Origin of the sequence: Pseudomonas sp. IT-347P (assembly GCF_949768005.1) — a bacterium.
Taxonomy (GTDB): Bacteria; Pseudomonadota; Gammaproteobacteria; order Pseudomonadales; family Pseudomonadaceae; genus Aquipseudomonas.
The window spans coordinates 479,433-505,438 of record NZ_CATKPQ010000011.1; the positions used below are offsets into that span (position 1 = coordinate 479,433).

The 26,006-nt window shown below is 60.2% G+C and carries 23 protein-coding genes; 8 read left to right on the forward strand and 15 right to left on the reverse strand.

Annotation, left to right across the window (positions count from 1 at the left end):
- Window positions 1-2 precede the first annotated feature (2 nt).
- From ACM6IV_RS06180 to ACM6IV_RS06190, 3 genes are read right to left on the reverse strand one after another with little or no spacing between them, the layout of a single operon-like run.
- A complete protein-coding gene (locus ACM6IV_RS06180; RefSeq protein ID WP_414869167.1) occupies window positions 3-1,274 on the reverse strand; it encodes a dihydrolipoamide acetyltransferase family protein in 1,272 nt (423 codons plus the stop codon).
- Window positions 1,275-2,333, reverse strand: coding sequence for an alpha-ketoacid dehydrogenase subunit beta (locus ACM6IV_RS06185; RefSeq protein WP_003224000.1), 1,059 nt, complete (start codon window positions 2,331-2,333; stop codon window positions 1,275-1,277).
- Window position 2,334: 1 nt separating this feature from the next.
- Entirely contained in the window at window positions 2,335-3,570 is a 1,236-nt protein-coding gene (locus tag ACM6IV_RS06190; protein WP_414869168.1) for a 3-methyl-2-oxobutanoate dehydrogenase (2-methylpropanoyl-transferring) subunit alpha, read from the reverse strand.
- 185 nt (window positions 3,571-3,755) lie between these two features.
- Between ACM6IV_RS06190 and bkdR the strand changes: the two genes are divergently transcribed.
- Window positions 3,756-4,244 (forward strand): Bkd operon transcriptional regulator BkdR, encoded by a 489-nt coding sequence (gene bkdR, locus ACM6IV_RS06195; protein WP_025111414.1) that lies wholly within the window; start codon window positions 3,756-3,758, stop codon window positions 4,242-4,244.
- Between the two features lie 34 nt (window positions 4,245-4,278).
- On the opposite strand, the gene ACM6IV_RS06200 is transcribed toward bkdR, so the two are convergent.
- Window positions 4,279-5,142, reverse strand: a complete 864-nt coding sequence (locus ACM6IV_RS06200; RefSeq protein ID WP_414869169.1) for an MBL fold metallo-hydrolase — start codon at window positions 5,140-5,142, stop codon at window positions 4,279-4,281.
- A 91-nt stretch (window positions 5,143-5,233) separates the two neighbouring features.
- Between ACM6IV_RS06200 and ACM6IV_RS06205 the strand changes: the two genes are divergently transcribed.
- The 3 genes from ACM6IV_RS06205 (at window position 5,234) to ACM6IV_RS06215 (ending at window position 7,797) form a co-directional block, all read left to right on the forward strand.
- Entirely contained in the window at window positions 5,234-5,575 is a 342-nt protein-coding gene (locus ACM6IV_RS06205; protein WP_007915092.1) for an ArsR/SmtB family transcription factor, read from the forward strand.
- A 167-nt stretch (window positions 5,576-5,742) separates the two neighbouring features.
- Window positions 5,743-6,987 (forward strand): FAD-dependent oxidoreductase, encoded by a 1,245-nt coding sequence (locus tag ACM6IV_RS06210; protein WP_414869170.1) that lies wholly within the window; start codon window positions 5,743-5,745, stop codon window positions 6,985-6,987.
- Between the two features lie 9 nt (window positions 6,988-6,996).
- The gene (locus ACM6IV_RS06215; protein WP_414869171.1) at window positions 6,997-7,797 is read left to right on the forward strand and encodes a sulfite exporter TauE/SafE family protein; all 801 of its coding nucleotides are present in this window, start codon (window positions 6,997-6,999) and stop codon (window positions 7,795-7,797) included.
- A 43-nt stretch (window positions 7,798-7,840) separates the two neighbouring features.
- On the opposite strand, the gene ACM6IV_RS06220 is transcribed toward ACM6IV_RS06215, so the two are convergent.
- The 6 genes from ACM6IV_RS06220 to ACM6IV_RS06245 all read right to left on the reverse strand — a co-directional run bounded on the left by ACM6IV_RS06220 (window position 7,841) and on the right by ACM6IV_RS06245 (window position 14,075).
- A complete protein-coding gene (locus tag ACM6IV_RS06220) occupies window positions 7,841-9,121 on the reverse strand; it encodes a TRAP transporter large permease (RefSeq protein WP_414869172.1) in 1,281 nt (426 codons plus the stop codon).
- Window positions 9,121-9,648 carry a TRAP transporter small permease gene (locus ACM6IV_RS06225; protein ID WP_414869173.1) on the reverse strand — a complete coding sequence of 176 codons (528 nt, stop codon included), beginning with the start codon at window positions 9,646-9,648 and terminating at the stop codon, window positions 9,121-9,123. The genes ACM6IV_RS06220 and ACM6IV_RS06225 overlap by 1 nt, the downstream gene beginning before the upstream one ends.
- Before the next feature lie 75 nt (window positions 9,649-9,723).
- Complete coding sequence (locus ACM6IV_RS06230) at window positions 9,724-10,695, reverse strand: TRAP transporter substrate-binding protein (protein ID WP_414869174.1); 972 nt, start codon at window positions 10,693-10,695, stop codon at window positions 9,724-9,726.
- A 60-nt stretch (window positions 10,696-10,755) separates the two neighbouring features.
- Window positions 10,756-11,649: an SMP-30/gluconolactonase/LRE family protein gene (locus ACM6IV_RS06235; protein WP_414869175.1), complete on the reverse strand. Its 894-nt coding sequence runs from the start codon at window positions 11,647-11,649 to the stop codon at window positions 10,756-10,758.
- A 30-nt stretch (window positions 11,650-11,679) separates the two neighbouring features.
- Window positions 11,680-12,504, reverse strand: coding sequence for an NAD-dependent epimerase/dehydratase family protein (locus ACM6IV_RS06240; RefSeq protein ID WP_414869176.1), 825 nt, complete (start codon window positions 12,502-12,504; stop codon window positions 11,680-11,682).
- A 275-nt stretch (window positions 12,505-12,779) separates the two neighbouring features.
- Window positions 12,780-14,075, reverse strand: coding sequence for an OprD family porin (locus ACM6IV_RS06245; RefSeq protein WP_414869177.1), 1,296 nt, complete (start codon window positions 14,073-14,075; stop codon window positions 12,780-12,782).
- Between the two features lie 308 nt (window positions 14,076-14,383).
- Between ACM6IV_RS06245 and ACM6IV_RS06250 the strand changes: the two genes are divergently transcribed.
- Together ACM6IV_RS06250 and ACM6IV_RS06255 are read left to right on the forward strand one after the other, a co-directional pair.
- Window positions 14,384-16,039, forward strand: coding sequence for an MFS transporter (locus ACM6IV_RS06250; RefSeq protein ID WP_414869178.1), 1,656 nt, complete (start codon window positions 14,384-14,386; stop codon window positions 16,037-16,039).
- Window positions 16,036-17,178: an HlyD family secretion protein gene (locus ACM6IV_RS06255; protein WP_414869179.1), complete on the forward strand. Its 1,143-nt coding sequence runs from the start codon at window positions 16,036-16,038 to the stop codon at window positions 17,176-17,178. The genes ACM6IV_RS06250 and ACM6IV_RS06255 overlap by 4 nt, the downstream gene beginning before the upstream one ends.
- A 119-nt stretch (window positions 17,179-17,297) precedes the next feature.
- On the opposite strand, the gene copD is transcribed toward ACM6IV_RS06255, so the two are convergent.
- The gene (copD, locus tag ACM6IV_RS06260) at window positions 17,298-18,155 is read right to left on the reverse strand and encodes a copper homeostasis membrane protein CopD (RefSeq protein WP_414869180.1); all 858 of its coding nucleotides are present in this window, start codon (window positions 18,153-18,155) and stop codon (window positions 17,298-17,300) included.
- A 3-nt stretch (window positions 18,156-18,158) separates the two neighbouring features.
- Window positions 18,159-18,521: a copper homeostasis periplasmic binding protein CopC gene (gene copC, locus ACM6IV_RS06265; RefSeq protein ID WP_414869181.1), complete on the reverse strand. Its 363-nt coding sequence runs from the start codon at window positions 18,519-18,521 to the stop codon at window positions 18,159-18,161.
- 139 nt (window positions 18,522-18,660) lie between these two features.
- Here copC and ACM6IV_RS06270 point away from each other — a divergent pair, with 139 nt between their 5' ends.
- Entirely contained in the window at window positions 18,661-19,281 is a 621-nt protein-coding gene (locus ACM6IV_RS06270; protein WP_007919317.1) for a TetR/AcrR family transcriptional regulator, read from the forward strand.
- Window positions 19,282-19,580: 299 nt separating this feature from the next.
- Here ACM6IV_RS06270 and preA read toward each other — a convergent pair whose 3' ends face one another.
- The 3 genes from preA to hydA all read right to left on the reverse strand — a co-directional run bounded on the left by preA (window position 19,581) and on the right by hydA (window position 23,820).
- Entirely contained in the window at window positions 19,581-20,855 is a 1,275-nt protein-coding gene (preA, locus tag ACM6IV_RS06275) for an NAD-dependent dihydropyrimidine dehydrogenase subunit PreA (protein WP_414869182.1), read from the reverse strand.
- Window positions 20,856-22,223, reverse strand: coding sequence for an NAD(P)-dependent oxidoreductase (locus ACM6IV_RS06280; RefSeq protein WP_414869183.1), 1,368 nt, complete (start codon window positions 22,221-22,223; stop codon window positions 20,856-20,858).
- 157 nt (window positions 22,224-22,380) lie between these two features.
- The gene (hydA, locus tag ACM6IV_RS06285) at window positions 22,381-23,820 is read right to left on the reverse strand and encodes a dihydropyrimidinase (RefSeq protein ID WP_414869184.1); all 1,440 of its coding nucleotides are present in this window, start codon (window positions 23,818-23,820) and stop codon (window positions 22,381-22,383) included.
- Between the two features lie 624 nt (window positions 23,821-24,444).
- Here hydA and ACM6IV_RS06290 point away from each other — a divergent pair.
- Entirely contained in the window at window positions 24,445-25,929 is a 1,485-nt protein-coding gene (locus ACM6IV_RS06290) for an NCS1 family nucleobase:cation symporter-1 (protein ID WP_414869185.1), read from the forward strand.
- The last annotated feature ends 77 nt before the right edge of the window (window positions 25,930-26,006 follow it).

The window sequence follows — 26,006 nt, forward strand, 5'->3', positions numbered from 1 at the left end:
CCTTACTCCACAAACAAAGTGGCAGGTTGTTCGAGCAAGCCACGGATGGCCTGGATGAAGAGTGCCGCGTCCATGCCATCGACCACGCGGTGATCGAACGAGCTGGAGAGGTTCATCATCTTGCGGATCACCACCTGGCCTTTGACGACCATTGGCCGTTCGACGATTTTGTTCACGCCGACGATCGCCACTTCCGGCAGGTTCAGCACCGGGGTGCTGACGATGCCGCCCAGCGCACCGAGGCTGGTCAGGGTGATGGTCGAGCCAGACAGCTCATCGCGGCTGGCCTTGCCATTGCGCGCGGCGTTGGCCAGACGCGAGATCTCGGCGGCGCTGTCCCACAGGCTGCGCGCCTCGGCGTGACGCACCACCGGCACCATAAGGCCGACATCGCTTTGTGTGGCGACGCCGACATGCACCGCACCGAGGCGGGTGATGACCTGGGCTTCGTCGTCGTAACGGGCGTTCATCTGCGGGAAGTCGCGCAGGGCCACAACCAGGGCGCGAACGAGGAATGGTAGCAAGGTCAACTTGCCACGGCTGGCACCGTGTTTTTCGTTCAGATGGGCGCGCAGTTCTTCAATCGCGGTGACGTCGATTTCTTCGACATAACTGAAATGCGCGGCACGTTGAGTGGCGTCCTGCATGCGCTGGGCGATCTTGCGGCGCATGCCGATGACTTGAATCTGTTCTTCGTCATTACGCTGGGCGTAAGCGGCAGCCGCCGGCGCTGAGGCGTTCGACTGACCTTGCGCCAGATAAGCTTCGAGGTCTTCGTGCAACACGCGACCGGCCGGGCCGGAACCGCGCACCAGACGCAATTGAATCCCCAGATCCAGCGCATGTTTGCGCACGGCCGGCGAAGCGAGCGGGCGTTCGTCTGCTTCGCGAGCAACCATCGGGCCTTGGCAAACCGCAGCCGGACGCGGGGCGGCTGGAGCAGGTTTGCTTTCAACAACGGCTTCAACTTTCGGCGCAACAGGTGTTTCTTTAACAGGCGCGGGGGTAGCGGACTCTTTCAAGTTACCGGCGCCCTCAACCTCGATGCTGATCAACACACTGCCAACCGCCATCACTTCACCCGGCTGACCACCGAGGGCAATCACCTTGCCGTGTACCGGCGACGGAATATCGACCATCGCCTTGTCGGTCATCACGTCCGCCAGCACCTGATCCTCAACGACCAGATCGCCAACCTTGACGTGCCACTGCGACAGTTCTACTTCTGCGATGCCTTCGCCGATGTCCGGCATTTTGATAACGTGCGTGCCCATTCAGACCTCCATGACCCGTTTCAACGCCGCGCCCACTCGGGACGGCCCTGGGAAATACGCCCACTCCTGCGCGTGCGGGTAGGGAGTGTCCCAACCGGTGACGCGTTCGATCGGCGCTTCCAGGTGATGGAAGCAATGCTCTTGCACCAGCGACACCAGTTCGGCGCCGAAACCGCAGGTGCGGGTGGCTTCGTGAACGACTACGCAACGACCGGTTTTCTTCACCGATTTGACGATGGTCTCAAGGTCCAGCGGCCACAGGCTGCGCAGGTCGATGACTTCGGCATCGACGCCGGATTCTTCGGCCGCGACTTGCGACACATACACGGTGGTGCCGTAGGTCAGCACGGTCACGTCCTTGCCCGGACGGGTAATCGCAGCAACGTCCAGCGGCACGGTGTAGTAACCGTCCGGCACCTGGGCTTGCGGGTGTTTCGACCACGGGGTTACCGGGCGGTCGTGGTGGCCGTCGAACGGGCCGTTGTACAGGCGTTTCGGCTCCAGGAAGATCACCGGATCATCGTTTTCGATGGAGGCGATCAGCAGGCCTTTGGCGTCATACGGGTTGGACGGCATCACGGTGCGCAAGCCGCACACCTGAGTGAACATCGCCTCGATGCTCTGGCTGTGGGTCTGACCGCCATAGATGCCGCCGCCGCATGGCATGCGCAGGGTCATCGGTGCGGTGAACTCGCCAGCCGAGCGATAACGCAGGCGCGCCGCTTCGGAAATGATCTGGTCGGAGGCGGGGTAAACGTAGTCGGCGAACTGGATCTCGGCGACCGGACGCAGACCGTAGGCGCCCATCCCAACGGCGACGCCGACGATACCGCTTTCCGAGATCGGTGCGTCGAATACCCGCGAGGTGCCGTACTTGGTCTGCAAGCCTTCGGTGCAACGGAACACGCCGCCGAAGTAGCCGACGTCCTGACCGAACACCACGACATTGTCATCACGCTCAAGCATCACATCCATGGCCGAGCGCAGGGCCTGGATCATGGTCATGGTGGTCGTGGTCATGGCGGTTTCCAACTGAATATTGTTGTTGTGATCGTTCATGTCAGATCCCCAACTGCTGACGCTGGCGCTTCAAGTGCTCCGGCATCTCTTTGTAGACGTCTTCGAACATGGTCGCGGCGCTGGGAATCTGGCCGCCGGCGAGGGTGCCGTACTGTTCGGCCTGTTTCTGCGCGGCAATCACTTCGGCCTCGAGTTCGGCGCTGACCGCAGAGTGTTCTTCATCCGACCAGTGACCGACCTTGATCAGGTGCTGCTTGAGGCGGGCGATCGGGTCGCCGAGCGGGAAGTGGCTCCAGTCATCGGCCGGACGGTATTTGGAAGGATCGTCGGAGGTCGAGTGCGGGCCGGCGCGGTAGGTGACCCACTCGATCATGGTCGGGCCGAGGTTGCGGCGGGCGCGTTCGGCGGCCCAGGCGGAGGCTGCATAAACTGCATAGAAGTCGTTACCGTCGACACGCAGCGAGGCGATGCCGCAACCGACACCGCGTCCGGCGAAGGTGGTGGCCTCACCACCGGCAATCGCCTGGAAGGTCGAAATCGCCCACTGGTTATTCACGACGTTGAGGATTACCGGCGCGCGGTAAACGTGAGCGAAGGTGAGGGCGGTGTGGAAGTCCGATTCGGCGGTAGCGCCGTCGCCGATCCACGCCGAGGCGATTTTCGTGTCGCCCTTGATCGCCGAGGCCATGCCCCAGCCCACACCCTGTATGAACTGGGTAGCGAGGTTGCCGGAGATGGTAAAGAAACCGGCGTCCTTGACCGAGTACATGATTGGCAACTGGCGTCCCTTGAGCGGATCGCGCTCGTTGGACAGCAGTTGGCAGATCAGGTCGACCAGCGGCACATCGCGGGCCATCAGAATGCTTTGCTGGCGGTAGGTCGGGAAGCACATGTCGTCGATATTCAGCGCCAACGCCTGGGCGCTGCCGATGGCTTCTTCGCCGAGGCTCTGCATGTAGAACGACATTTTTTTCTGACGCTGGGCGACGACCATGCGGTTGTCGTAAATCCGCGTCTTGAGCATGGCGCGCATGCCCTTGCGCAGGATCTCTACCGGCACGTTCTCGGCCCAAGGGCCAAGGGCATTGCCCTGATCGTCGAGCACGCGAATCAGCCCACGGGCCAGATCGGCGGTGTCGGCAGGTTCGACGTCAATGGAGGGTTTGCGCACCGTACCGGCATCGGTCAGATGCAGGTAGGAGAAGTCGGTTTTACAGCCGGGACGGCCCGAGGGTTCAGGGACGTGCAGGCGTAGCGGTTCATACGCTTGGGTCATGGCTTCTACGCTCGATCTTGTGAATTTCTTGTAGTGAGCTGGCAGTCATTCCTCGGTAGAAGAAATCTTGTCCTACAACAATCATAGGCCCGGGCAAGAAGAATATTTATCTCTGTTTCGTTGCGCTGGAGACGATTTGCAGATAGAAATTCTGCATAAACATAAAAAGCAGGTGGTTTTGTCTCATGCGCAAACTGGACCGTACCGACATCGGCATTCTCAACAGCCTTCAGGAGAATGCGCGCATCACCAACGCCGACCTCGCACGTTCGGTCAATCTGTCACCGACGCCGTGCTTCAACCGGGTAAAGGCCATGGAAGAGTTAGGGCTGATTCGCGAACAGGTGACGTTGCTGGATGCCGACCTGCTGGGGCTGCATGTGAACGTGTTCATTCACGTCAGCCTGGAGAAACAGGTGGAGGAGGCGCTGCAGCATTTTGAAGAGGCGATTTCCGATCGCCCCGAGGTGATGGAGTGCTACCTGATGGCCGGAGACCCGGACTATCTGATCCGGGTGTTGGTGCCGACGATTCAGTCCCTGGAACGCTTCATGATGGACTTCCTGACCAAGGTGCCGGGGGTGGCGAACATCCGGTCGAGTTTTGCGCTGAAGCAGGTGCGCTACAAGACCGCGCTGCCGCTGCCGGCGAACGGTTTGACGTTGGGGGCGTGAAGATCAAAAGATCGCAGCCTGCGATCTTTTCCCGTTAAAGCTTATTGAGCGGGATCTTCAGGTACACCACGCCGTTGTCTTCCGCCGCCGGCAGATTCCCCGCCCGCACATTCACCTGAATCGCCGGCAGCAACAACGTCGGCATGCCCAGCCCGGCATCACGCTTGGTGCGCATCTCGACGAAGGCTGCCTCATCGATGCCGTCATGCACATGAATATTGTTTTTGCGCTGCTCACCGACGGTGGTCTGGCACTGCGGTTCGCGGCCTTCGGGCGGGTAATCGTGGCAAACGTAAAGCTTCACGCTCGCCGGGAACGCCAATAGCTTGTGAATCGAGTTGAACAGCTGATGGGCATTGCCACCCGGAAAGTCGCAGCGCGCGGTGCCGACATCGGGCATGAACAGCGTGTCACCGACCAGGATCTGTTCGCCATCAATCAGATAGGCCATGTCCGCCGGCGTATGCCCGGGGACATGCAGGGCCGTGGCCTTGAGGTTGCCGATGCGGAATGATTCGTTCGGCGCAAACAGGTGATCGAACTGCGAGCCATCGACGCAGAATTCCGGCTCCAGATTGAACAGCGTCTTGAACACGTTCTGCACTTTGCTGATCGATTCGCCAATGGCAATTTTGCCGCCCAGTTCGCGGCGCAGATACGGCGCGGCGGACAGGTGGTCGGCGTGGGCGTGGGTTTCCAGCAGCCACTGCACCTGCAGGTTGTGCGTGCGAACGAAGGCGATGATTTTGTCGGCCTGGGCGGTGCAGGTGCGTCCGGCGGCGCCGTCGTAATCGAGCACTGGATCGACGATCGCACATTGCCCGCCAGCGGTTTCGTAGACCACATAGCTGTAGGTCGAGGAGGCGGGGTCGAGGAAAGCTTCAATTTGCGCGGGCATGGACACCAACCTGAACAAGGAAAATGGGTTGCAACACTTTATCGAAAAACATAATGTTCGCAGCTTAAGTGACCTTGAAGGCATCGTGCAAATGCAATCCAGTCTGACCGAATGTGAAGTCGCCCAACTGCGCGCCTCGGCCTCCAAGGCCTGCGCGTTGCTCAAGGCCATGGCCAATGAGGATCGCCTGCTGATTCTGTGTCAACTGACCCAGGGCGAGCGCAACGTTGGCGAACTGGAAAAGATGACCGGTGTGCGCCAACCGACGTTGTCGCAGCAACTGGGCATCCTGCGCGATGAAGGCCTGGTCGCGACCCGTCGTGAAGGCAAGTACATTTTTTATGGTCTGGCCAGTCCGGAAGTCATTCAGGTGATGAAGACCCTGTCCGGGTTGTATTGCGGCGCCGTGCTGAAAAGTCTGGGCCATCAATAAATGCCAGCCAGCGCACCGTCCAAATGTGGGAGCGGGCTTGCTCGCGAAAGCGTCGTATCAGTCGACATCGTTGTTGAATGATCTACCGTTTTCGCGAGCAAGCCCGCTCCCACAATGGATGTGTGTGAAGGCTGAGAAACCCTTGCGTGCAGCAAAAGGAACAAGCAATGAACGATCAACACTGGGGCCCATCCATCAGTGCGGACATCGTGGTCATCGGCGGCGGTACGGCCGGCATCGGTTTCGTCGCCAGCCTGCTCAAGCGTGACCCGCGCCTCAACATCACGGTGATCGAGCCGAGTACTCACCATTATTACCAACCGGCGTGGACGCTGGTCGGCGGTGGCGCCTATGACGTGAAAGATACGGCAAGACCTATGAACAAGGTCATGCCCCGGCAAGCAAACTGGCTGCAAGCGGCAGTCACCGCGATCGACCCGGACAAGCGCCAACTCACCCTCAACGATCAACGCACGGTCAGCTATCAGTACCTGATTGTCTGCCCCGGCCTGCGTCTGGCCTGGGAAAAGATCGAAGGCTTGCAAGAGAGCCTTGGTCAGTACGGTGTCACTTCCAATTACAGTTATCAGCACGCGCAGTACACCTGGGATCAGGTGCAGAAGCTGCGCGGCGGCAAAGCGCTGTTCACCCAACCGGCGATGCCGATCAAATGCGCCGGCGCGCCGCAAAAGGCGTTGTATCTGTCCTGTGATCACTGGCGTAAAAACGCGGTGCTGAACAACATCCATGTCGAATTCAATCTGGCCGGCGCCGCGCTGTTCGGCGTGGCGACGTTTGTGCCGCCGTTGATGAAGTACATCGAGAAATACAACGCACAACTGGCGTTCAACTCAAACCTGGTCAAGGTTGACGGCCCGGCGAAAACCGCGTGGTTCGAGGTCAGGGATGCTGGCGGCAACATCAGCCTCGAAGCGAAAGCCTTCGATCTGCTCCACGTCGTGCCACCCCAGGTTTCGCCGGACTTCATCGCGCAGAGCGCTCTGGCCGACGCCGCCGGCTGGTGCGAAGTCAACCCGCACAGCCTGCAGCATCCGCGTTATCCCGACGTGTTCGCACTCGGTGATGTCTGCGGCACCAGCAACGCGAAAACCGCCGCAGCGGTGCGCAAGCAAATCGTTGTGGTCGCGGAAAACCTGCTGGCGCTGCGCAAGCAGCAACCGTTGCCGCTGAAGTACGACGGCTACGGTTCCTGCCCGCTGACGGTGGAGAAGGGCAAGGTGATTCTCGCCGAGTTCGGTTATGCCGGGAAGTTGCTGCCGACCTTTCCTCTGGACCCGACCGTGGCGCGGCGATCGGCGTGGCTGCTCAAGGCGACGTTGCTGCCGTGGTTCTACTGGAACGGCATGCTCAAGGGCCGCGAGTGGCTGACTGGTCTGTCCAAGGTTGACTGAGAAAACCCTATGTTGCTGGCAAGCCTGTTTGGTGTGGTGATGGGGTTGGTCCTCGGCTTGACCGGGGCCGGCGGCGGGATTCTCGCGGTGCCGGCACTGGTGCTCGGGTTGGGCTGGACGATGACCCAGGCCGCGCCGGTGGCGTTGTTTGCGGTGGGCAGTGCGGCAGCGGTTGGCGCTATCGATGGTCTGCGACATGGCCTGGTGCGCTACCGCGCGGCTTTGTTGATTGCTGCGTTGGGCGCGGTGTTTTCGCCGTTGGGAATCTACTTCGCGCACCAGTTGCCGGAGAAAATCCTGATGATCCTGTTCAGTCTGCTGATGGTCATGGTGGCCTGGCGCATGCTGCGCCGCGAGCGTCAGCAGGAGGGGCCGAGCGATCACGGTCACGCCAGTTGGGGTCAGAAGAATTGCATGCTCAACGAGGACACCGGGCGCTTCGACTGGACCGCCAAATGCACCGCCACGCTGGCGGCATTGGGCGCGGTTACCGGGGTGGTGTCCGGTTTGCTCGGCGTCGGTGGCGGCTTCTTGATTGTGCCGGCCTTCAAGCAGCTGACTGACGTGCAGATGCGCGGCATCGTCGCGACGTCGTTGATGGTGATCAGTCTGATTTCGGCGATTGGCGTGGCTGGATCGTTTCACGCCGGTGTGCGGATCGATGCGCAGGGCGGGGCGTTTATCGTGGCCAGCATTGTCGGCATGATCATCGGCCGCAAGCTGTGCGCGCGGGTGCCGGCGCGGGCGTTGCAGGTCGGGTTTGCCAGTGTCTGTCTGGTGGTGGCGGGGTATATGTTGTTACGGGCTTGAGATGACAATCGCAGCCCATGAAGGGCTGCGATTGTTTATCGGCTTACAACACCAGATGTGGCAACCACAGCGAAAGTGCCGGCACGTAAGTCACCAGCATCAACACCAGGAACAGCACGGCATAGAACGGCAGCAACGCTTTAACAGTGCTTTCAATACTCACTTTGCCCACCGCTGACCCGACAAACAGTACCGCACCCACCGGCGGCGTTATCAATCCGATCCCCAGGTTGACCAGCATGATCATGCCGAACTGCACCGGATCAACGCCGATGCCGAGAATCACCGGCATCAGGATCGGCGTGAGGATCAGGATCAGCGGCGCCATGTCCATCACCGTGCCGAGCAACAGCAGCATGACGTTGATGCACATCAGGATCACGTAGCGGTTGTCCGAGAGGGTCAGGAACAGCGTGGTGATTTTCGCCGGAATCTGCATCAGGGTCATGATGTAGCCGAAGCTCGCGGCGAAACCGATCAGGATCATCACGATGGAGATCGTCCGCACCGTGCGGTGCATCAGTTTCGGCAGTTCGCTCCACTTGTAGTCGCGGTAGATGAACATGGTCACGAAGAACGACCACAGCACTGCGATGGCCGCCGATTCGGTAGCGGTGAAGATGCCGGACAGGATGCCGCCGAGGATGATCACCATCGCCATCAAGCCCCAGAGCGCTTCGCCGACGATTTTCAACGCCTGGCGCATCGGGATCACTTCACCCTTGGGATAATCGCGTTTTCTCGCGAAAATCAGGCACAGCACCATCAGGCAGGCGCTCATCAGCAACCCCGGCACGATGCCCGCCATGAACAGCGAGGCAATCGACACCGTACCACCGGCGGCCAGGGAGTAGAGCACCGAGTTATGGCTGGGTGGCGTGAGCAGGGCTTGCACCGAGCCGCTGACGGTTACCGCGGTGGAGAAATCCCGTGGATAGCCCTTGCGTTCCATTTCCGGAATCAGCACCGAACCCACCGACGCGGTGTCGGCCACCGAGGAACCGGAGATCGCGCCGAAGAAGGTCGAGGCGACGATGTTGACCAGCGACAGACCGCCGCGGACAAACCCCACCAGCACCCCGGCACACGCCACCAAACGCCGGGACATGCCGCCCTCGGCCATGATCGCACCGGCCAGGACGAAGAACGGAATGGCCAGCAGCGAGAACTTGTTCACCCCCGACGCGACCTGGATCATCACCGCCTGGAACGGGATGTCGATCCACCATGCACCGATCAGCGCGGCGGCGCCCAGCGCATAGGCGACTGGCATGCCGATCAGGATCAATACGATAAAACTGCCCAGCAGAATCAGAGCGTCCATTAAGCGGCACCTTCACTTTCTTCAACCAGATCGAACTGCACGACCCGCCGTTTGCTCTGGTCACCGAGCAAGAGTTTTTCCAGCACGAACACCAGCGTCAGCAAGCCGCCCACGGGAATCGGCAGATAAGTCACGCCCACCCGCAGATCGGGCAGGGCGGCCATGAACTGGTTCCAGGTCGACATGCACAGTTTGGCGCCCCAGATCGTCATGAAGATGCAGATCGCCGCCATCAGCAGTTGCGAGAATATCGCCGCCGCCGATCTCAACCGGGGTGGCATGCGGTCGGTGAGCATGGCCACGGCCATGTGCGCACCGGCGCGGTAACTGGCGGCGGCGCCGATGAAGGTGAACACCATCATCAGCAGGATCGCCGTCGGCTCGGGCCAACTCGATCCGGTGCCCAGCACGTAGCGGGCGAACACGCCCCAGGGAATCATCAGGGAAATCGCCAGGACGGAAAGGCCGGCGACCCAGATGCACGTCATGTAGATCTTGTCGTTGATACGCAGCAGCAGATTCTTCATCGGGTTCCACCGTAACCGGGCGCGCCTGAGTGATCAGGTGCGCCGGGCCTTTTCATGAGTACGGAGCGGGAGACGTTACTGAACGGCTTCGATTTTCTTGATCAGGTCGGCGTACTTCGCGCCGTACTTTTCCCGCACCGGCGCGGTGGCGTCGTAGAAGGGTTTCTTGTCGACCTGGATGAATTCGACGCCAGCGGCCTTGAGTTTTTCTTCACTGGCAGCGGACTTCTTGTCCCACAGCACGCGCTCTTCAGCCTGGGCAGCCTTGGCGGCGGTCTTGACCAGCGCCTGTTGATCCGGGGTCAGTTTTTCCCAAGTGATTTTCGACATCACGATTGGCTCTGGCAGGATCAGGTGACCGGTCAGGCTGTAGAACTTGGCGTTCTGGAAGTGGTTGTGTTCGAGCAGGGTCGGTGGGTTGTTTTCCGCGCCGTCGATCACGCCGGTCTGCAGGGCGCTGAAGATCTCGCCGGTGTCCATGGCGATGCCGTTACCGCCCATGGCGTTCATCATGTCGATGAACATCGGGTTGCCTTGCACGCGGATTTTCATGCCCTTGAGGTCTTCGAGCTTGCGTACCGGTTGCTTGGTGTAGATGTTGCGTGTGCCGCCGTCCATCCACGCCAGAGCCACCAGACCGAATTCGGAGTTGGTGATTTTATCGAGGATTTCATCGCCCACCGCACCGTCGATGACGTTACGCATGTGTTGATGGTCGCGGAAAATGAACGGCATGTTGAACACGTTCACGTCCGGCACTACAGGGCCGACGATACCCAGGCTGACGCGCGACAGCTGTACCGCGCCGACCTGCATCTGCTCGATCACTTCTTTTTCAGAGCCGAGCACGCCGCCGGGGAAGTATTGGAAGGTCAGCTCGCCGTTGGTTTCCTTGGTCAGGGCCTTGCCCATGTTTTCTTCGGCCACCACGGTCGGATAACCGGCGGGGTGAATGTCGGCGAATTTGAGTTGCAGTGCCTGAGCGGCGCCAGTGAAGGTAAACATCAGCGGGAGTGCAGCGGCCAGCAAGGTGCGTTTGAAGTTCATGGGGGTGAGTCTCCAGTCTTGTTATTGTTGTGTTCAAGGCGCAGCGGTGCAGCAGAGGGTTTAAAGCAAATCGTTGAACAAGGGTTCGGCAAGGCCTTTGACGCCTGGCTTCAGGGCGAATACGCCGCCGGCCAGGGATTGCGGGTCGTGATCGTCGCCAGGGCGAATCGAGGCGACAAACAGGGTGTCCATGGCGCTGCCGCCGAAGGCACACATGGTCGGTTTTTTCACCGGCACTTCCAGGGAGAAATCGAGGCGACCGTCCGGGGCGAAGCGGTGAATCAGGCCGGCGTCGTTGGCGCAGATCCAGTAGCAACCTTCGGCGTCCACGGCAGCGCCATCCGGCCGACCGGGAAAGTGGTTCATGTCGACGAACACGCGACGGTTCGAAGGCGTGCCGGTCTCGGTGTCGTAGTCGAAGGCCCAGATCAATTGCACATCGGGGTGCGAGTCGGACAAATACATCGTCTTGCCATCAGGGCTGAAGCCGAGGCCGTTCGGCACGATGAAACCGTCGAGCTGCGCGCCGATCACACCTGACTGTCCGGCGCCGTAGCGATAGAGCCGGCCTTCAGGCGCGTTCAGACCCATGTTCAGCACCATGCTGCCGGCCCAGAAACGGCCCTGGCGGTCGCAGCGACCGTCGTTGAGGCGCATGTCTGGTCGGCTGTGCTCGACGGTGGCGAGCATTTCGCTGTCGAGGCTGCCGTCGCTGTGCGGATGCAAGTGAAAGAAACCGCTCTCCATGCCGGCGATCCAGCCACCGCTGCGGTGGCGGCTGATGCAGGCGAGCATCTCCGGGGCCGTCCAGGACGCGACGTGGCCGGTGTCGGCGCTCCAGCGTTGCAGCCCGCCGTTGGGAATATCCACCCAATACAGCGCGTTTTCCTGCGGCACCCAGACCGGGCTTTCGCCCACGGCGTTGCGGGCATCGACGATCAATTCGGCTTGCATACTCATTCCTTTGCGTCGTTGTCAGAGTGATCAGTCGCCGAACGGACCTGCCGCGACAAAAGCGCCGCCCTGATAGATGCGTGCCGGATCATCGGCAGCCGGTATGGGCTGCGCCTCGACTTTTTCGCGGAACACTTCGGAGCTGTCCTTTGCCACAAAGCCGAGATGGCTGGCGAAGCGGTTGTCCCACCACACGTCCTTGTTGTCGGACATGCCGTACACCACGGTGTGGCCAACGTTGGGCGTGTACAGCGCGCGCTCGAGCAGTTGCGTGAGATCGTCGAAGCTCAACCAGGTGTGCATCATTCGACGGTTCTGCGGCTCGGGGAACGAGGAGCCGATGCGGATGCTGACGGTCTCGATGCCGTAGCGATCGAAGTAGAAACTGGCCATGTCTTCGCCGTAGGACTTGGACAGTCCGTAGTAGCCATCGGGGCGGCGCGCGGAGCTGGCGTCGAGCGGTTCGTCCTGTTTGTAGAAACCGATGACGTGGTTGGAACTGGCGAAGAGCACTCGCTTCACGCCATGCCGACGCGCCGCTTCGTAGATGTGAAATACGCCGCAGATGTTGGCGCCGAGGATTTCTTCGAAGGGCCGCTCCACGGAGACGCCGCCGAAATGCAGGATCGCGTCGACGCCTTCGACCAGTTGATGCACGGCGTGTTTGTCGGCGAGGTCGCAGAGCACGACTTCTTCATGCTCATCGGTTGCCGGGGCGAGGGCGGCTATGTCGGACAGGCGCAGCACGTTGGCGTAAGGACGCAGGCGTTCACGCAGCACTTTGCCCAAGCCGCCGGCGGCGCCAGTCAGCAACAGACGGTTGAAGGGAACGCGGGGAGTAGAGGTAGACGTCATGGCAATCCCTGGACACATTGTTATAGGTTTGTTGTAGGTTGTCGTATGACTTGGCTGAAGTATCGGTAGGGTTTCCGGATCTTGTCAACGCGACTTTTGGTGTAGATGACGGAAGGCCCGGTTCTCTTGTGATCAGCACAATCCTCTCCTTGCAATGCAATCCCCTGTAGGAGTGAGCCTGCTCGCGATAGCGGTGTGTCAGTTGAGGAAGAGGCGGCTGACACACCGCTATCGCGAGCAGGCTCACTCCTACAGAGGGGAGCGTCGCCTGGTGGTTACAACAACGAAATCGGATAACTGATAAAGATCCGGTTCTCGTCAAACTCGTTGGTGCTGAAGTCCCGACGTATCGTTGCGTTGCGCCATTTCACGTTGAGGTTTTTCAATGGACCGCTCTGCACGGTGTAGGCCAGTTCAGACTCGCGGCCCCATTCCTTGCCGTCAGTGATGGTGCCGGTGTGCACGTTGTCACCGCTGATGTAGCGGTTCATCAGCGTCAGGCCGGGGATGCCGAGGGCGACGAAGTTGTAGTCGTGGCGCAACTGCCAGGAGCGCTCTTTGGCGTTGTCGTAACTGGCGTTGTAGCTGTCGTTGGCCAGGGTGCCGCCGCTGGTGCCGTTGACGCGCATCCACGCGTCGTCGCCGCTGAGTTTTTGCAGGCCGACATAGAAGGTGTTGCCACCGTAGCGGGCTGACAGCATGGCGAATGCGGTCTTGTTGTCGAGGTCGCCGGCCTGGGCGCTGCCGTCTTCCTTGCCGGTGAAGAACCCGAGGTTGGCGCCCAGCGTCCAGTCACCCAGTGGCTGGCTGTGGCTGAGGTTGAAATACTGCTGTTGGTAGATGTCGCTGAGTTCGGCGTACCACACGCCGACCAGGGTGCGCTTGTCGTTGAACGTGTATTCGCCGCCGCCGAAGTTGAAACGATCGGAAGTGAACGCGCCGCGGCCGTTCATCGACATGTCTTCCATGCTCGCGTCGTTGCGCGGGCTGTTGCCACGGAACTGGCCGCCGTAGACGGTCAGGCCGTTGATTTCGGTAGAGGTGATCTGGCCGCCACGAAAGGTCTGCGGCAGCGAACGGCCATCGTCGGAACGCAGGATCGGCAGCACCGGCATCCATTCGCCGACCTTCAGTTCCGTCTTCGAGACCTTGGCCTTCAGCGCCACACCGAGGCGGCCGAAATTGTCCGCCGGGCGTCCGTCATCGTGGATCGGCAGCAGTTGCGTACCGCCCGTGCCTTTGCCGCCATCGAGCTTTTGCGAATACATCCCCAGCACATCGATACCGAAACCGACGGTGCCCTGGGTGAAGCCGGACTTGGCGTCGAGGATGAAGTTCTGCGTCCACTCCTCAGCCTTACCCTGCGGATAGGCCGGGTTGACGAAGTTGCGGTTGAAATAGGCGTTGCGCAGGTTCAGCGTGGCTTTGCTGTCTTCGAGGAAGCCTTCGGCATCGGCGCTCATCGGCAAGGCCAGGGCGAGGCTGCTGCAGCCGAGCAGGCCAAGGGTGGTACGCGGGCGCAGCGTGGCAAAGCGGGAAGGGCGGACGGAACTGCAGACGAGTGTGCTCACTGTGACGCTCCCTGTTTCATTTGTTGTTTTTATTATTTGTTATACGTCGTCGTACAACATGGGTGCGGATATTTCCTAGGTTTTGCGGGAATGTCAACAGCGAGTTATACGATGACTATCTAGCATTACGCAGATCCCTGTAGGAGTGAGCCTGCTCGCGATCGCGGTGCATCAGTCGACATTTCCATCACTGATACGCCGCGATCGCGAGCAGGCTCACTCCTACAAGGGATTTGTGTTGTCCATGGGATGTGTGTTGCCGGTGAATTTGCGGCAAACTTCACCCACCTTCCGCACAAGGCCTTTCCATGGATCAATACGCCCCGCGCAACTGGCAGCCTCACGAAAAGCCCAGTCTGCCCGGTTCCCCCTCGACGCCGTTGCACTCCAATCCCAAGCGCCTGGCCTATGCGCTGGTCGGCGTGCTGGTGGCAGTGACCGGTGGCTTGGGCAATTCGCTGGTGGTGGCCAACCTGCCTTATCTGCAAGGCGCGCTCGGCGCGACCACGGCGGAGATGGCCTGGTTGCCGGCGGCGTTCGTCATGACCAACGTGTCGATGAACCTGCTGCTGGTGAAGTTTCGCCAGCAGTTCGGTTTGCGTGCATTCACCGAGGTATTTCTGGTGCTGTATGCGTTGGTGACCTTCGGCCATCTGTTCGTCAACGACCTGAATTCCGCCGTGGCGGTGCGCGCAGCCCACGGCATGGTCGGCGCGGCGCTGAGTTCGCTGGGTTTGTATTACATGGTCCAGGCATTCCCGGCGAAGTGGCGGATGAAGGCGCTGGTGCTCGGCCTCGGCACTTCACAACTGGCGCTGCCATTGGCGCGATTATTCTCTGAAGACTTGCTGCAGATCGCCGAATGGCGCGGCTTGTACCTGTTCGAACTGGGCATGGCGCTGTTGTCACTGGGCTGCGTCTTGCTGCTCAAGTTGCCGCCGGGCGACCGCTTCAAAACCTTCGAAAAACTCGACTTTCTCACCTTCGCCATTCTCGCCACGGGCGTGGCGTTGTTGTGTGCCGTGTTGTCGTTGGGGCGGATCGATTGGTGGCTGGAGGCGGACTGGATCGGCGTCGCTCTGGCATCGTCGATTGCCTTGATCGTCATGGGTCTGGCCATCGAACATAATCGCAGCAACCCGCTGCTGATGACCCGTTGGCTCGGCAGCGGAACGATGATCCGCCTGGCGCTGGCGGTGACCCTGATTCGCATGGTCACCTCGGAGCAATCCACCGGTGCGGTCGGTTTCATGCAGAACCTGAACATGGGTTATGAGCAGTTGCACAGCCTGTACGTGGTGATGCTGATCGGCAGCGTCGCCGGGCTGTTGACCAGTGCGCTGACCATCGACCCCAAACACCTGTTGATGCCGTTGATCATCTCGCTGGCGCTGATGGCCACCGGGTCGGTCATGGACAGCTTTTCCAACAACCTGACCCGCCCGGAAAACCTCTATTTCAGCCAGTTCCTGCTGGCATTCGGCAGTACCTTTTTCCTCGGCCCGACCATGGTTTTCGGCACGCGCAACGTGCTGACCAATCCGCGAAATCTTGTGAGTTTTTCCGTGTTGTTCGGGATCTGCAATAACCTCGGCGGCCTGCTGGGCGCGGCGCTGTTGGGCACGTTTCAGATCGTTCGGGAAAAATTTCATTCCAGTCACATCGTTGAGCACCTGACGCTGTCTGACCCCTTGGTGGCTGCACGCGTGCAGAGCGGCGGCTCGGCGTATGGTTCGCTGTTGGCCGACCCGAGTCTGCGCAACCTGGCGGGTATTCGCAGCCTGTCCAATGCCGCCACCCGTGAGGCCAACGTACTGGCCTATAACGATGTGTTCATGCTGATCGCCGTGATTGCGGTGCTGACCATGATCTGGCTGTCCATTCGTGCGCTGTGGCTGATGAGCACTACCAAAGCCGTCGCCCCTGCGCCATCCACACCTTCGAGCGGTGCCACTTCTTCATGACCGAACCGACCACTACAACCACCAACGCCATCGCTGCCACGCCTGAAGGTGTGGCGCCGCCGTCATCGCCGAACACCGAGCCGCGCTCGCTGCGGGTGCGGATCATTTCTTCGCTGGGCTTTGCCGCGATTGCCATCATTGGCGTGTTGATTGTTTTGTATGCCTGGCAGTTACCGCCGTTCAGCAGTGCAGTGGAAACCACCGAAAACGCGTTGGTGCGCGGGCAGGTGACGATCATCGGTCCGCAACTCAGCGGTTATGTGTTTGAAGTGCCGGTGCAGGATTTCCAGTATGTAAAGGCCGGGGATTTGCTGGTGCGCCTCGATGACCGCATCTACCAGCAACGTCTTGACCAGGCACTGGCGCAACTGGCGGTGCAGAAAGCTGCATTGGCTAATGTGGTGCAGCAACGCAACAGCGCGGAGGCGACGATCAAGTTGCGTCAGGCGGTGCAGGCGGACAGCGAAGCGCAGTTGCGCAAAAGCCAGGCGGATCTGCGCCGTAATCAGGAATTGGTGCGCGACGGTTCGGTGTCGAAACGCGAGATGGACGTGGCGCTGGCAGCGAATGCGCAGAGTGTTGCGGCGGTCGCGCAGGCCAAGGCCAATCTGGAAATCGCCCGTCAGGATCTGCAAACGGTGATCGTCAATCGCGGCTCGCTGGAAGCGGCGGTGGCCAGCGCCGAAGCGGCGGTACAACTGGCGCGGATCGACCTGTCGAACACGCGCATTGTCGCCCCGCGTGACGGCCAGCTCGGGCAGATCGGCGTGCGCCTCGGCGCTTATGTCAACTCCGGGGCACAGTTGATGGCGTTGGTGCCGAACCAGAAATGGGTGATCGCCAACATGAAGGAAACCCAGATGGATAACGTCCGCGTCGGGCAGCCGGTGCGCTTCACCGTCGATGCCCTGAACCACCGCCGATTCACCGGGCATGTGCAGCATATTTCCCCGGGCACAGGCTCGGAATTTGCCCTGTTGCAGGCGGACAACGCCACCGGCAACTTCGTGAAAATTGCCCAGCGGGTGCCGGTGCGGATCACCATCGATCCGGATCAGCAGGAAGAGGAACGGTTGCGGCCGGGGATGTCGGTGGTGGTCAGCATCGACACCGCAGCGGGCAACACCCAACCTCATTGAATCAGCGCAAATCCAAAATGTGGGAGCGGGCTTGCTCGCGAAGGCGTCGTGTCAGATACAAAGATATCGACTGTCACACCGCCTTCGCGAGCAAGCCCGCTCCCACATTTGAACTGTGTCTATCCTGCGATCATCGGCGGTAAGGTGCCCAGCAGCGAGACGGCCGCCACCGCGCCAATGCCGAGTAACCATTCCAGCATCACACTGCGCTTGAGCGTGCCTACGCGCTGTTCGCAATCCTCAATCCGCAAGCGATTGAACAGCGCCAGGCCAAGCATGCCCAGCACGAGCAGCGCCTTGATCAACAGGATCAACGCAAACCCGCTGAACAACGGCGTCGGCCACCACTGGCCGGTCAGCACGCGGACATTGATCAACCCCGTGATCAGCAGTCCGGCGACCAGCGCATAACCGATCCCGCTGAAGCGTCGCAACACCTCATGCATCGGCTCCGTCGGTTGGCGCAAAATCAGCACCAGCAACAACAATCCGCCGAGCCATGCTGCCACGCAGGTCAGATGAACGATCTGGTTGAGAATCAGCAATTGCCCACTCAAACCGTCGAGCATTGCGCCGTGCCCGACCGGAGCCAGAGTCGCCAGTAACAACGCACTGAAGCCCAGTCGCAACGGCATGCTCGAACGCCAGGGTGTGAACAGCAGCGCCAGCAGCACAGCATTGATCAGCAGATGCCAGCGCCATACCTGGCCAAAAAACGTATTGCCCAGCACCAGCGCAACCGTGTCCGGGTCAAACGCCGCCGCTGCCGAACCGGCCATGCTCGCAGTAATCAAAAGTGCCCAGGCCATCCCGCTGACCAGCGCCACCGCCGTCAGCCACCGCGCCAGTCGCGCCACGTGCCGATCCACCGACGGCGCTTCATCCTTGAGCAGCAACGGTCTGAACAGCCAGACCCCGAACAGCATCAACACCGCGATGAAATGCACAAAGCGGCACAGCACCAGCGCGTCACTCATGGGTTACTGGCCAACCTTGAACTGGTAGGCGCCTTCGCTTTTGTGCGTATCGACCGACACCGCGTGCCATTCGACTTTGTACTCGCCGGCATCCAGCGGTGCAGCGGGGGTGACGATCAAGGTTTTCTTGTCGTTTTCAGTGGTCAGCGCTTTGACTGCGACCGGTGCGCCGTCCTTGGTCAACGTCACTTTGGTAAAACTGGCCTCGACGCCTTCGGAAAAGGTCAGACGCAAATCGGCGGGAGCAGGGACGGTGCTGTCGGCGGCCGGGGTCTGGCTTTTCAGATGCGCGTGGGCGAATACCGAGGATGTGGCGAACAGCGAAGCGAGCAGGGCAGTGGTGGTCAGGACGTTCTTGAACAGCATCGCGGATACCTCTGAGGCAGGATCGAAGAGGCGTCAGTTTAGCCATCCGCTCACGCCAGTACGAAGTTTTGTTTGCAGCGGTCGCCCGCGGACCAGAGCGGATGCTAGTCTTGGGCAACGCTGTTGTCAGGGAGCCCTTATGGGCAATCACAAGATCGAGATTCGTCGCAACAACGTCGAGAAAATCCTTCTCGCGGCGGAAAAAGTCTTCGCCGAAAAAGGCTTCGGCGGCACGGCCATGGCCGACATCGCGGCGGAAGTGCAATTGCCGCGCTCCAACCTGCATTACTACTTCAGCACCAAGAGCGAGCTGTACAGCGCGGTGCTGTTCGACTTGCTGGAGGTGTGGAAACAGGACGCGCTGTGCTTCGAAATGTTCGACGATCCACGCGTGGTGCTGAGCAGCTACATCCGCGCCAAGATGAACCACTCGCGCAGCCGGCCATACGGCTCGAAAGTCTGGGCCAACGAGATCATCCATGGCGCGCCAACATTGGGCGAGGCGCTGGATGTCAGCCTGTATGACTGGGCGAAAATGAAGGAAGCGAAGATTCGTCAGTGGGTCGAGGACAAGCGGATTTTGCCGGTGGAACCGTCGAGTTTGCTGTACATGATCTGGGCGTCGACGCAGCACTATGCCGACTTTGATCATCAGGTGAATATCCTTAACGAGCATCAACCGCTGTCGGACATGCAGTTCGAGCGGGCGGTGCAGACGGTGACCAGTGTGATCTTGCGTGGGATCGGGCTGGAGCCCTGAAGATCACCGTCAACGGCCGACCCTCACCCCAGCCCTCTCCCGGAGGGAGAGGGGGCCGACCGAGGTGTCTCTCGAGGTACATCGACCTGAAAAACCCAGTCGAATATGGATTCAAAAAGCCGTCCGTGCCTGGGCATGTATCGATTATGGATTCAAAGCAGTTCTTGCCTGTGAGTCTTGTCGATTATGGATTCACAACAGCGCTTTCAGGTCGGCGGAGTTTCGCAGCATCCCCCAATCAGTCCCCTCTCCCTTTGGGAGAGGGTTAGGGTGAGGGCTTTTCAGGATCAGCCCCCGATTCAGACTGCAACGTGATACGGATTCCTGGGATCATGATTCCAGTCCAGAAACGGCTTGCCCGTCTCCATCGGCACCATCTCGATGCAATCCGCCACCGGGCAAGTGATCTGACACAGATTGCAGCCCACACACTCCTCATCAATCACTTCATATTGATGCGTGCCGTCCGCCCGTTTGAGACTGCTGATCGCCTGGTGTGAGGTGTCCTCGCAAGCAATGTGGCAACGCCCGCAACCAATGCACGCGTCCTGATCAATCTTCGCGATCACCTGATAGTTGATATCGAGGTACTTCCAGTCGGTGGTATTGCCCACCGCACGCCCGGAAAACTCACTGATGCTGGCATAGCCCTGGCTGTCCATCCACCGCGACAGTCCGTCCTTCATCTCCTCGACAATGCGGAACCCATGCAACATCGCCGCCGTGCACACCTGCACCGCGCCGCTGCCCAGCGCCATGAATTCTGCGGCATCGCGCCAACTGCCGATGCCGCCAATCCCGCAGATCGGCAAGCCCTGAGTTTCTGGATCGCGGGCAATCTCGGCGACCATGTTCAACGCAATTGGCTTCACCGCCGAGCCGCAGTAGCCGCCGTGGGTGCTTTTGCTGCCGACGGTGGGCAGGGCGACCATGTGTTTGAGGTCGACGCTGGTGATCGAGTTGATCGTATTGATCAGCGACACCGCATCCGCGCCACCACGATGGGCCGCGCGGGCGGCGACGCGGATGTCGGTGATGTTCGGCGTCAGTTTGACGATCACCGGCAGCGAGCAATAAGTCTTGCACCAGCGCGTGACTTGCTCGACGTACTCCGGCACCTGACCGACCGCCGCGCCCATGCCGCGTTCGGGCATGCCGTGGGGGCAGCCGAAATTCAGCTCGATCCCGTCAGCGCCGGTGGCTTCCACCAGCGGCAGGATGTGTTTCCACGACTCCTCGACGCACGGCACCATCAGCGAAACGATCAGCGCGCGGTCCGGCCAGTCCTTCTTCACCTGAGTGATTTCGCGCAGGTTGATCTCCAGCGAACGGTCGGTGATCAGCTCGATGTTGTTGATGCCCAGCACTTCACGGTTATTGCCGTAGTGCGCCGAGTAACGCGACGACACGTTGACCGCTGCCGGGTCCTCACCGAGGGTTTTCCAGACCACGCCACCCCAGCCCGCCTCGAAGGCGCGGACCACGTTGTAGGCTTTGTCGGTCGGCGGCGCGGAGGCCAGCCAGAACGGATTCGGCGCTTTGATGCCAGCGAAGACAATCGACAGATCGGCCATTTACGCAGCCTCCACGTTAAGCATCAGTTGAGCATTGATCGCCTCGGCGGCGCGTTTGCCGTGCTGCACGGCTTGTACGGTCAGGTCCTGATCGAGGCTGGTGCAGTCGCCGCCGGCATACACGCCGGGGATGCTGGTGCGCAGGTTTTCGTCGACCTGAATCCGCTCACCCTGACGTTTGAGTTCGCGCGCCAATGGGTCGGCGAGGGCGCTGCCGTCGAAGGCCTGGCCGATGGCCTTGAAGATCGCGTCAGCGGCCAGTTCGAAGGTCTCGCCGGTGGTTTGCAGGCGACCGTCGACCAGATCGGTACGGGCGAAACGCATGCCGCGCACGTGGCCCTGATCGTCGAGCAAGACTTCCTCCGGTTGCGCCCAGGTCAGCAGGCGTACCTGATTGGCTTTGGCAATGTCCTGCTCATGGCCGGTGGCGCCCATGTCGGCGGCGCCACGGCGGTAGACCAGATTGACGTCGCGGGCGCCGAGGCGGGCCATTTGCACGGCCATGTCGATCGCGGTGTTACCGGCGCCGAGGACGATGCAGCGTTCGGCCAGCGGCAGTTGCGTGAGGTCATCGGCCTGGCGCAGTTCGCGAATGTAATCGGTGGCGGCAAGCAGGCCCGGCGCGTCTTCGTGGGGCAGGCCGAGTTGCTTGCTGGCGTTGAGGCCGAGGCCGAGGAACACCGCGTCGAACTGCTGATGCAGTTCACTTAGCGTCAGATTCTCCCCCAGCCTCTGCCCATGACGAATCTCGATGCCGCCGATCTGCAGGAGGAAATCCAGTTCCTTCTGCGCGTAGTCGTCGACCAGTTTGTACTTGGCGATTCCGTATTCATTGAGGCCGCCAGCCTTCTCCCGTGCTTCGAAAATCACCACGTCATGTCCGTGCATGGCACTGCGATGGGCGCAGGACAAACCGGCCGGCCCGGCACCGACCACGGCGATGCGTTTGCCGGTAGCAGCCGCGCGCTGGAATGGGTGTTCAGTGAAGTGTGCATTGTCGACGGCGTAGCGTTGCAACAGGCCGATCAGCACCGGCGCGCATTCCTGCGCGTTGTTGCGCACACAGGCTTGCTGGCAAAGGATTTCGGTGGGGCAGACCCGCGCGCAACTGCCGCCGAGGATGTTCGCCGAAAGGATTTTCTGCGCCGCGCCAGGGACGTTGTCCTGATGAATGTTGCGGATAAATGACGGGATGTCGATCTCGCTCGGGCATGCATTCACGCACGGCGCGTCATAGCAATACAGGCAGCGCGAGGCTTCCAGATGCGCCTGCCGATCGTTGAGCGGCGGCGCCAGATCGGTGAAATGCCCGGCGAGGGCGGCCGCACTTTCGTGCGGGTGGGGGAGATGGTTCAGGGTCTCGATCACGGTTTTGTGCCTCACGGTTATTGAGGTTCTCTGCCTCTATCGGGCAGTGGTTTTTGTGGCGTTCGGGATGGCCTCTTCGCGAGCAAGCTCGCTCCCACATTTGGAATGCATTCCCCTGTGGGAGCGAGCTTGCTCGCGAAGGCCGAAGGCCTGGATTTCAGCGTTTCACAGCAACTGGCTTATGTTGCTCAGCCCGCTTGCTCAGCAAATCAAACACCGCCGGATACGCCGGCCGTTCGATATACCGCCCGGCCCCACGCTCGGCGCGCAGGTCACCATCGGCCCAGACCACCCGGCCCTGGCTGACGGTATGGCTCGGTACACCGCGTACGGTCTTGCCTTCGAAGATGTTGAAGTCCACCTGCTGATGGTGGGTCTTGGCGGAGATGGTGCGGGTGCCTTGCGGATCCCACAGCACCAGGTCGGCATCGGCGCCGACGCGAATCGCGCCTTTGCGCGGATACAGGTTGAAGATCTTCGCGGTGTTGGTGGAAGTGAGGGCGACGAAATCCTGCATCGACAACCGCCCACTGTTGACGCCTTCGTCCCACAGCACCGCCATGCGATCTTCGATGCCGGCGGTGCCGTTGGGAATCTTGCTGAAGTCATCGCGTCCGGCGGCTTTCTGCTCCGCGCAGAAGCAGCAATGGTCGGTCGCGGTGGTGTGCAGATTGCCGTTTTGCAGTCCGTGCCACAGTGCTTCCTGATGACCACGCGGACGGAACGGCGGGCTCATCACATAACCGGCGGCGGTTTGCCAGTCCGGGTGTTGGTAGACGCTGTCGTCGAGCAACAAATGGCCGGCGAGCACTTCGCCGTACACCGGTTGACCCTTGCTGCGCGCATAGGTGATTTCGTCGAGGGCCTCCTTGGTCGAGACGTGCACCAGGTACAGCGGTGTGCCGATGGTTTCAGCGATACGAATCGCCCGGCTCGCCGCCTCACCTTCAACCTGCGACGGACGCGACAGCGGATGCGCCTCCGGCCCGGTGATGCCCTGGGCCATCAACTTGCGTTGCAGGTGATAGACCAGCTCGCCGTTTTCCGCGTGCACCGTTGGCACGGCGCCGAGTTCCAGGCAACGCTCGAAACTCGCCACCAGCGTGTCGTCGGCGGCCATGATCGCGTTCTTGTAGGCCATGAAATGCTTGAAGCTGTTGATCCCGTGATGGCTGACCAGCTCGGCCATTTCCTCACGCACCTGCTCGCTCCACCAGGTGATCGCGACGTGGAAGCCATAGTCGGATGCGGATTTTTCCGCCCAGCCGCGCCATTGATGAAACGCTTCCATCAGCGACTGCTGCGGATTGGGAATCACAAAATCGATGATCGACGTGGTGCCGCCGGCCAGACCCGCCGCCGTGCCACTGTAGAAATCCTCACTGGCCACAGTGCCCATGAACGGCAGTTGCATGTGGGTGTGCGGATCGATGCCGCCGGGCATCAGGTATTGACCGCTGCCGTCGAGCACTTCGGCGCCGGCGGGAACATCAAGGTTTTCACCGATGGCTTTGATCACGCCGTCGGCGCAATAGACGTCGGCGCGATAACTTTCATCATGGGTAACAACGGTGGCGCCACGGATCAACAGAGACATTCCGAGTTCCTCGCAGGCATGACCGACTTGTGTCGGTTCTAGATGTTTTATTGATGTACGGCACAGCAGGTCGTATTCCTGTCAGTGCTGTCAGGAATAGAAGCTAGTCGCAGAGTTGCAATAGATCAAGATTATTTTTTATAAGCTTATGACTGTTTTAAGTGTTTGAAAAATAAGGAAAAAACGTTCAAATCACCAAAATGGTGAGGCTGCTCACCATTTTGACGCACTTGACAGGATGGAAATATGAGCAAGATTTCCTATGTGAAATCAGCCGCTTGAAGTTGAGCTGCGGTTGCTCGCTCACGATGAAAATAAATGCAGTGCACCAGATTGAGTCCTGTCTGTTCGGACAACTTGCCAAGTGTTTAGCCTGAGCACCCAGACAAGTTTCTGTGGACCCATTAGGTAAATAATTAAAACTGATAAATATCAGAAAGTTGCAAAGCGTTTAAAGCACGGCCCGATGCGCAAGCGGGGCACCCGGCACGTTTATTGATGCCGCCGCTGACACCATGGCCGGTGCACGAAAGTTGTCAGTTCCTCCGGCCATCGTCCGGCTCGCGCTTTGAGCGCCAGCCGCCTGATGAGCAAAAAAATAATCAGAAAAACAGTGGAGCGGCCATGCAACAGATCAGATCGCAAGTGACCGAGCGCGACGGCTTGTTCGAGCTTGAAGCCGGCAGCGACGTCCTCGACAGTCCCCGTTACAACCACGACATGGCACCGACCAAGGTGCGCGAACGAACCTGGAACAAATGGCACATCACCGCGCTGTGGGTCGGTATGTCGATCTGTGTGCCGACCTACACCCTTGGCGGCGTGCTCACCGCCTACTTTGGCCTGACGGTCGGTGAAGCGCTGCTGGCGATTCTGTTTGCCAACGTCATCGTGCTGATTCCGCTCACGCTGAATGCGTTTCCCGGCACCAAGTACGGCATTCCCTTTCCCGTGTTGCTGCGCTCGTCGTTCGGCATTCTCGGTTCCAACGTGCCGTGCCTGATCCGTGCGCTGGTGGCGTGTGGCTGGTTCGGCATTCAAACAATGTTTGGCGGCTTGGCGATTCACCTGTTTCTCGGCTCGGTGTTCGAGGGCTGGAAATCCCTCGGCGGAACCGGGGAGGTGATCGGCTTCATGATTTTCTGGGCGCTGAACCTGTGGGTAGTGATTCGTGGCGCCGAGTCGATCAAGTGGCTGGAAACCTTGTCCGCGCCGTTGCTGGTGGCGGTTGGCATCGGCCTTTTGGTGTGGGCGATGCCCAATGTGTCGATGACCGAGCTACTGGCGATTCCACCGAAACGTCCAGAAGGCGCCAGTGTGGTCAGTTACTTCGCTGCCGGGCTGACCGCGATGGTCGGTTTCTGGGCGACGTTGTCGCTGAACATTCCTGACTTCAGCCGTTACGCCAAGAGCCAGAAAGACCAGATTCTCGGGCAGATTTTCGGCCTGCCGCTGACCATGTTTCTGTTCGCCTCGCTCGGCGTGATCATGACGGCTGCGTCGGTGAAGCTGGTCGGCGTGACTGTTTCCGATCCGGTCAGTCTGATCGGTCATATCCAGAGCCCGGTGTGGGTCGCGGTGGCCATGGCGCTGATCATCATCGCCACGCTGTCGACCAACACGGCGGCGAACATTGTTTCGCCGACCAACGACTTCCAGAACATCGCGCCCAAGGTCATCAACCGCACCAAAGCGGTGTTGCTCACCGGGTTGGTCGGGTTGTTGTTGATGGGCCATGAACTGCTGAAAAAACTCGGTCTGATCGTTTCCGATGTGAGCCTGGAAACCGTGTATTCCAACTGGCTGCTGGGCTATTCGAGCCTGCTCGGGCCGATCGCCGGGATCATGGTGGTGGACTATTTCCTGATCAAGAAGCAGCAACTGGATTTGGCTGGTTTGTACCGTGATGACGTGTATCCGGCGTGGAACTGGGCCGGGTTCCTCGCTTTTGGCGTGCCGGTGGTGCTGACCTTGCTGTCGCTGGGCAGCGATGCGTTCAGCTGGTTCTACAGCTACGGCTGGTTCACCGGCTCGGCGCTGGGCGGGATTATTTATTACGGGTTGTGCGTGATGCGCGCTAGTCCGTCAGTAGTGAAATCTGCGGTGTGAATGCAGGTCTCTTCGCGAGCAAGCTCGCTCCCACAGGGGTACGCATTCCAAGTGTGGGAGCGAGCTTGCTCGCGAAG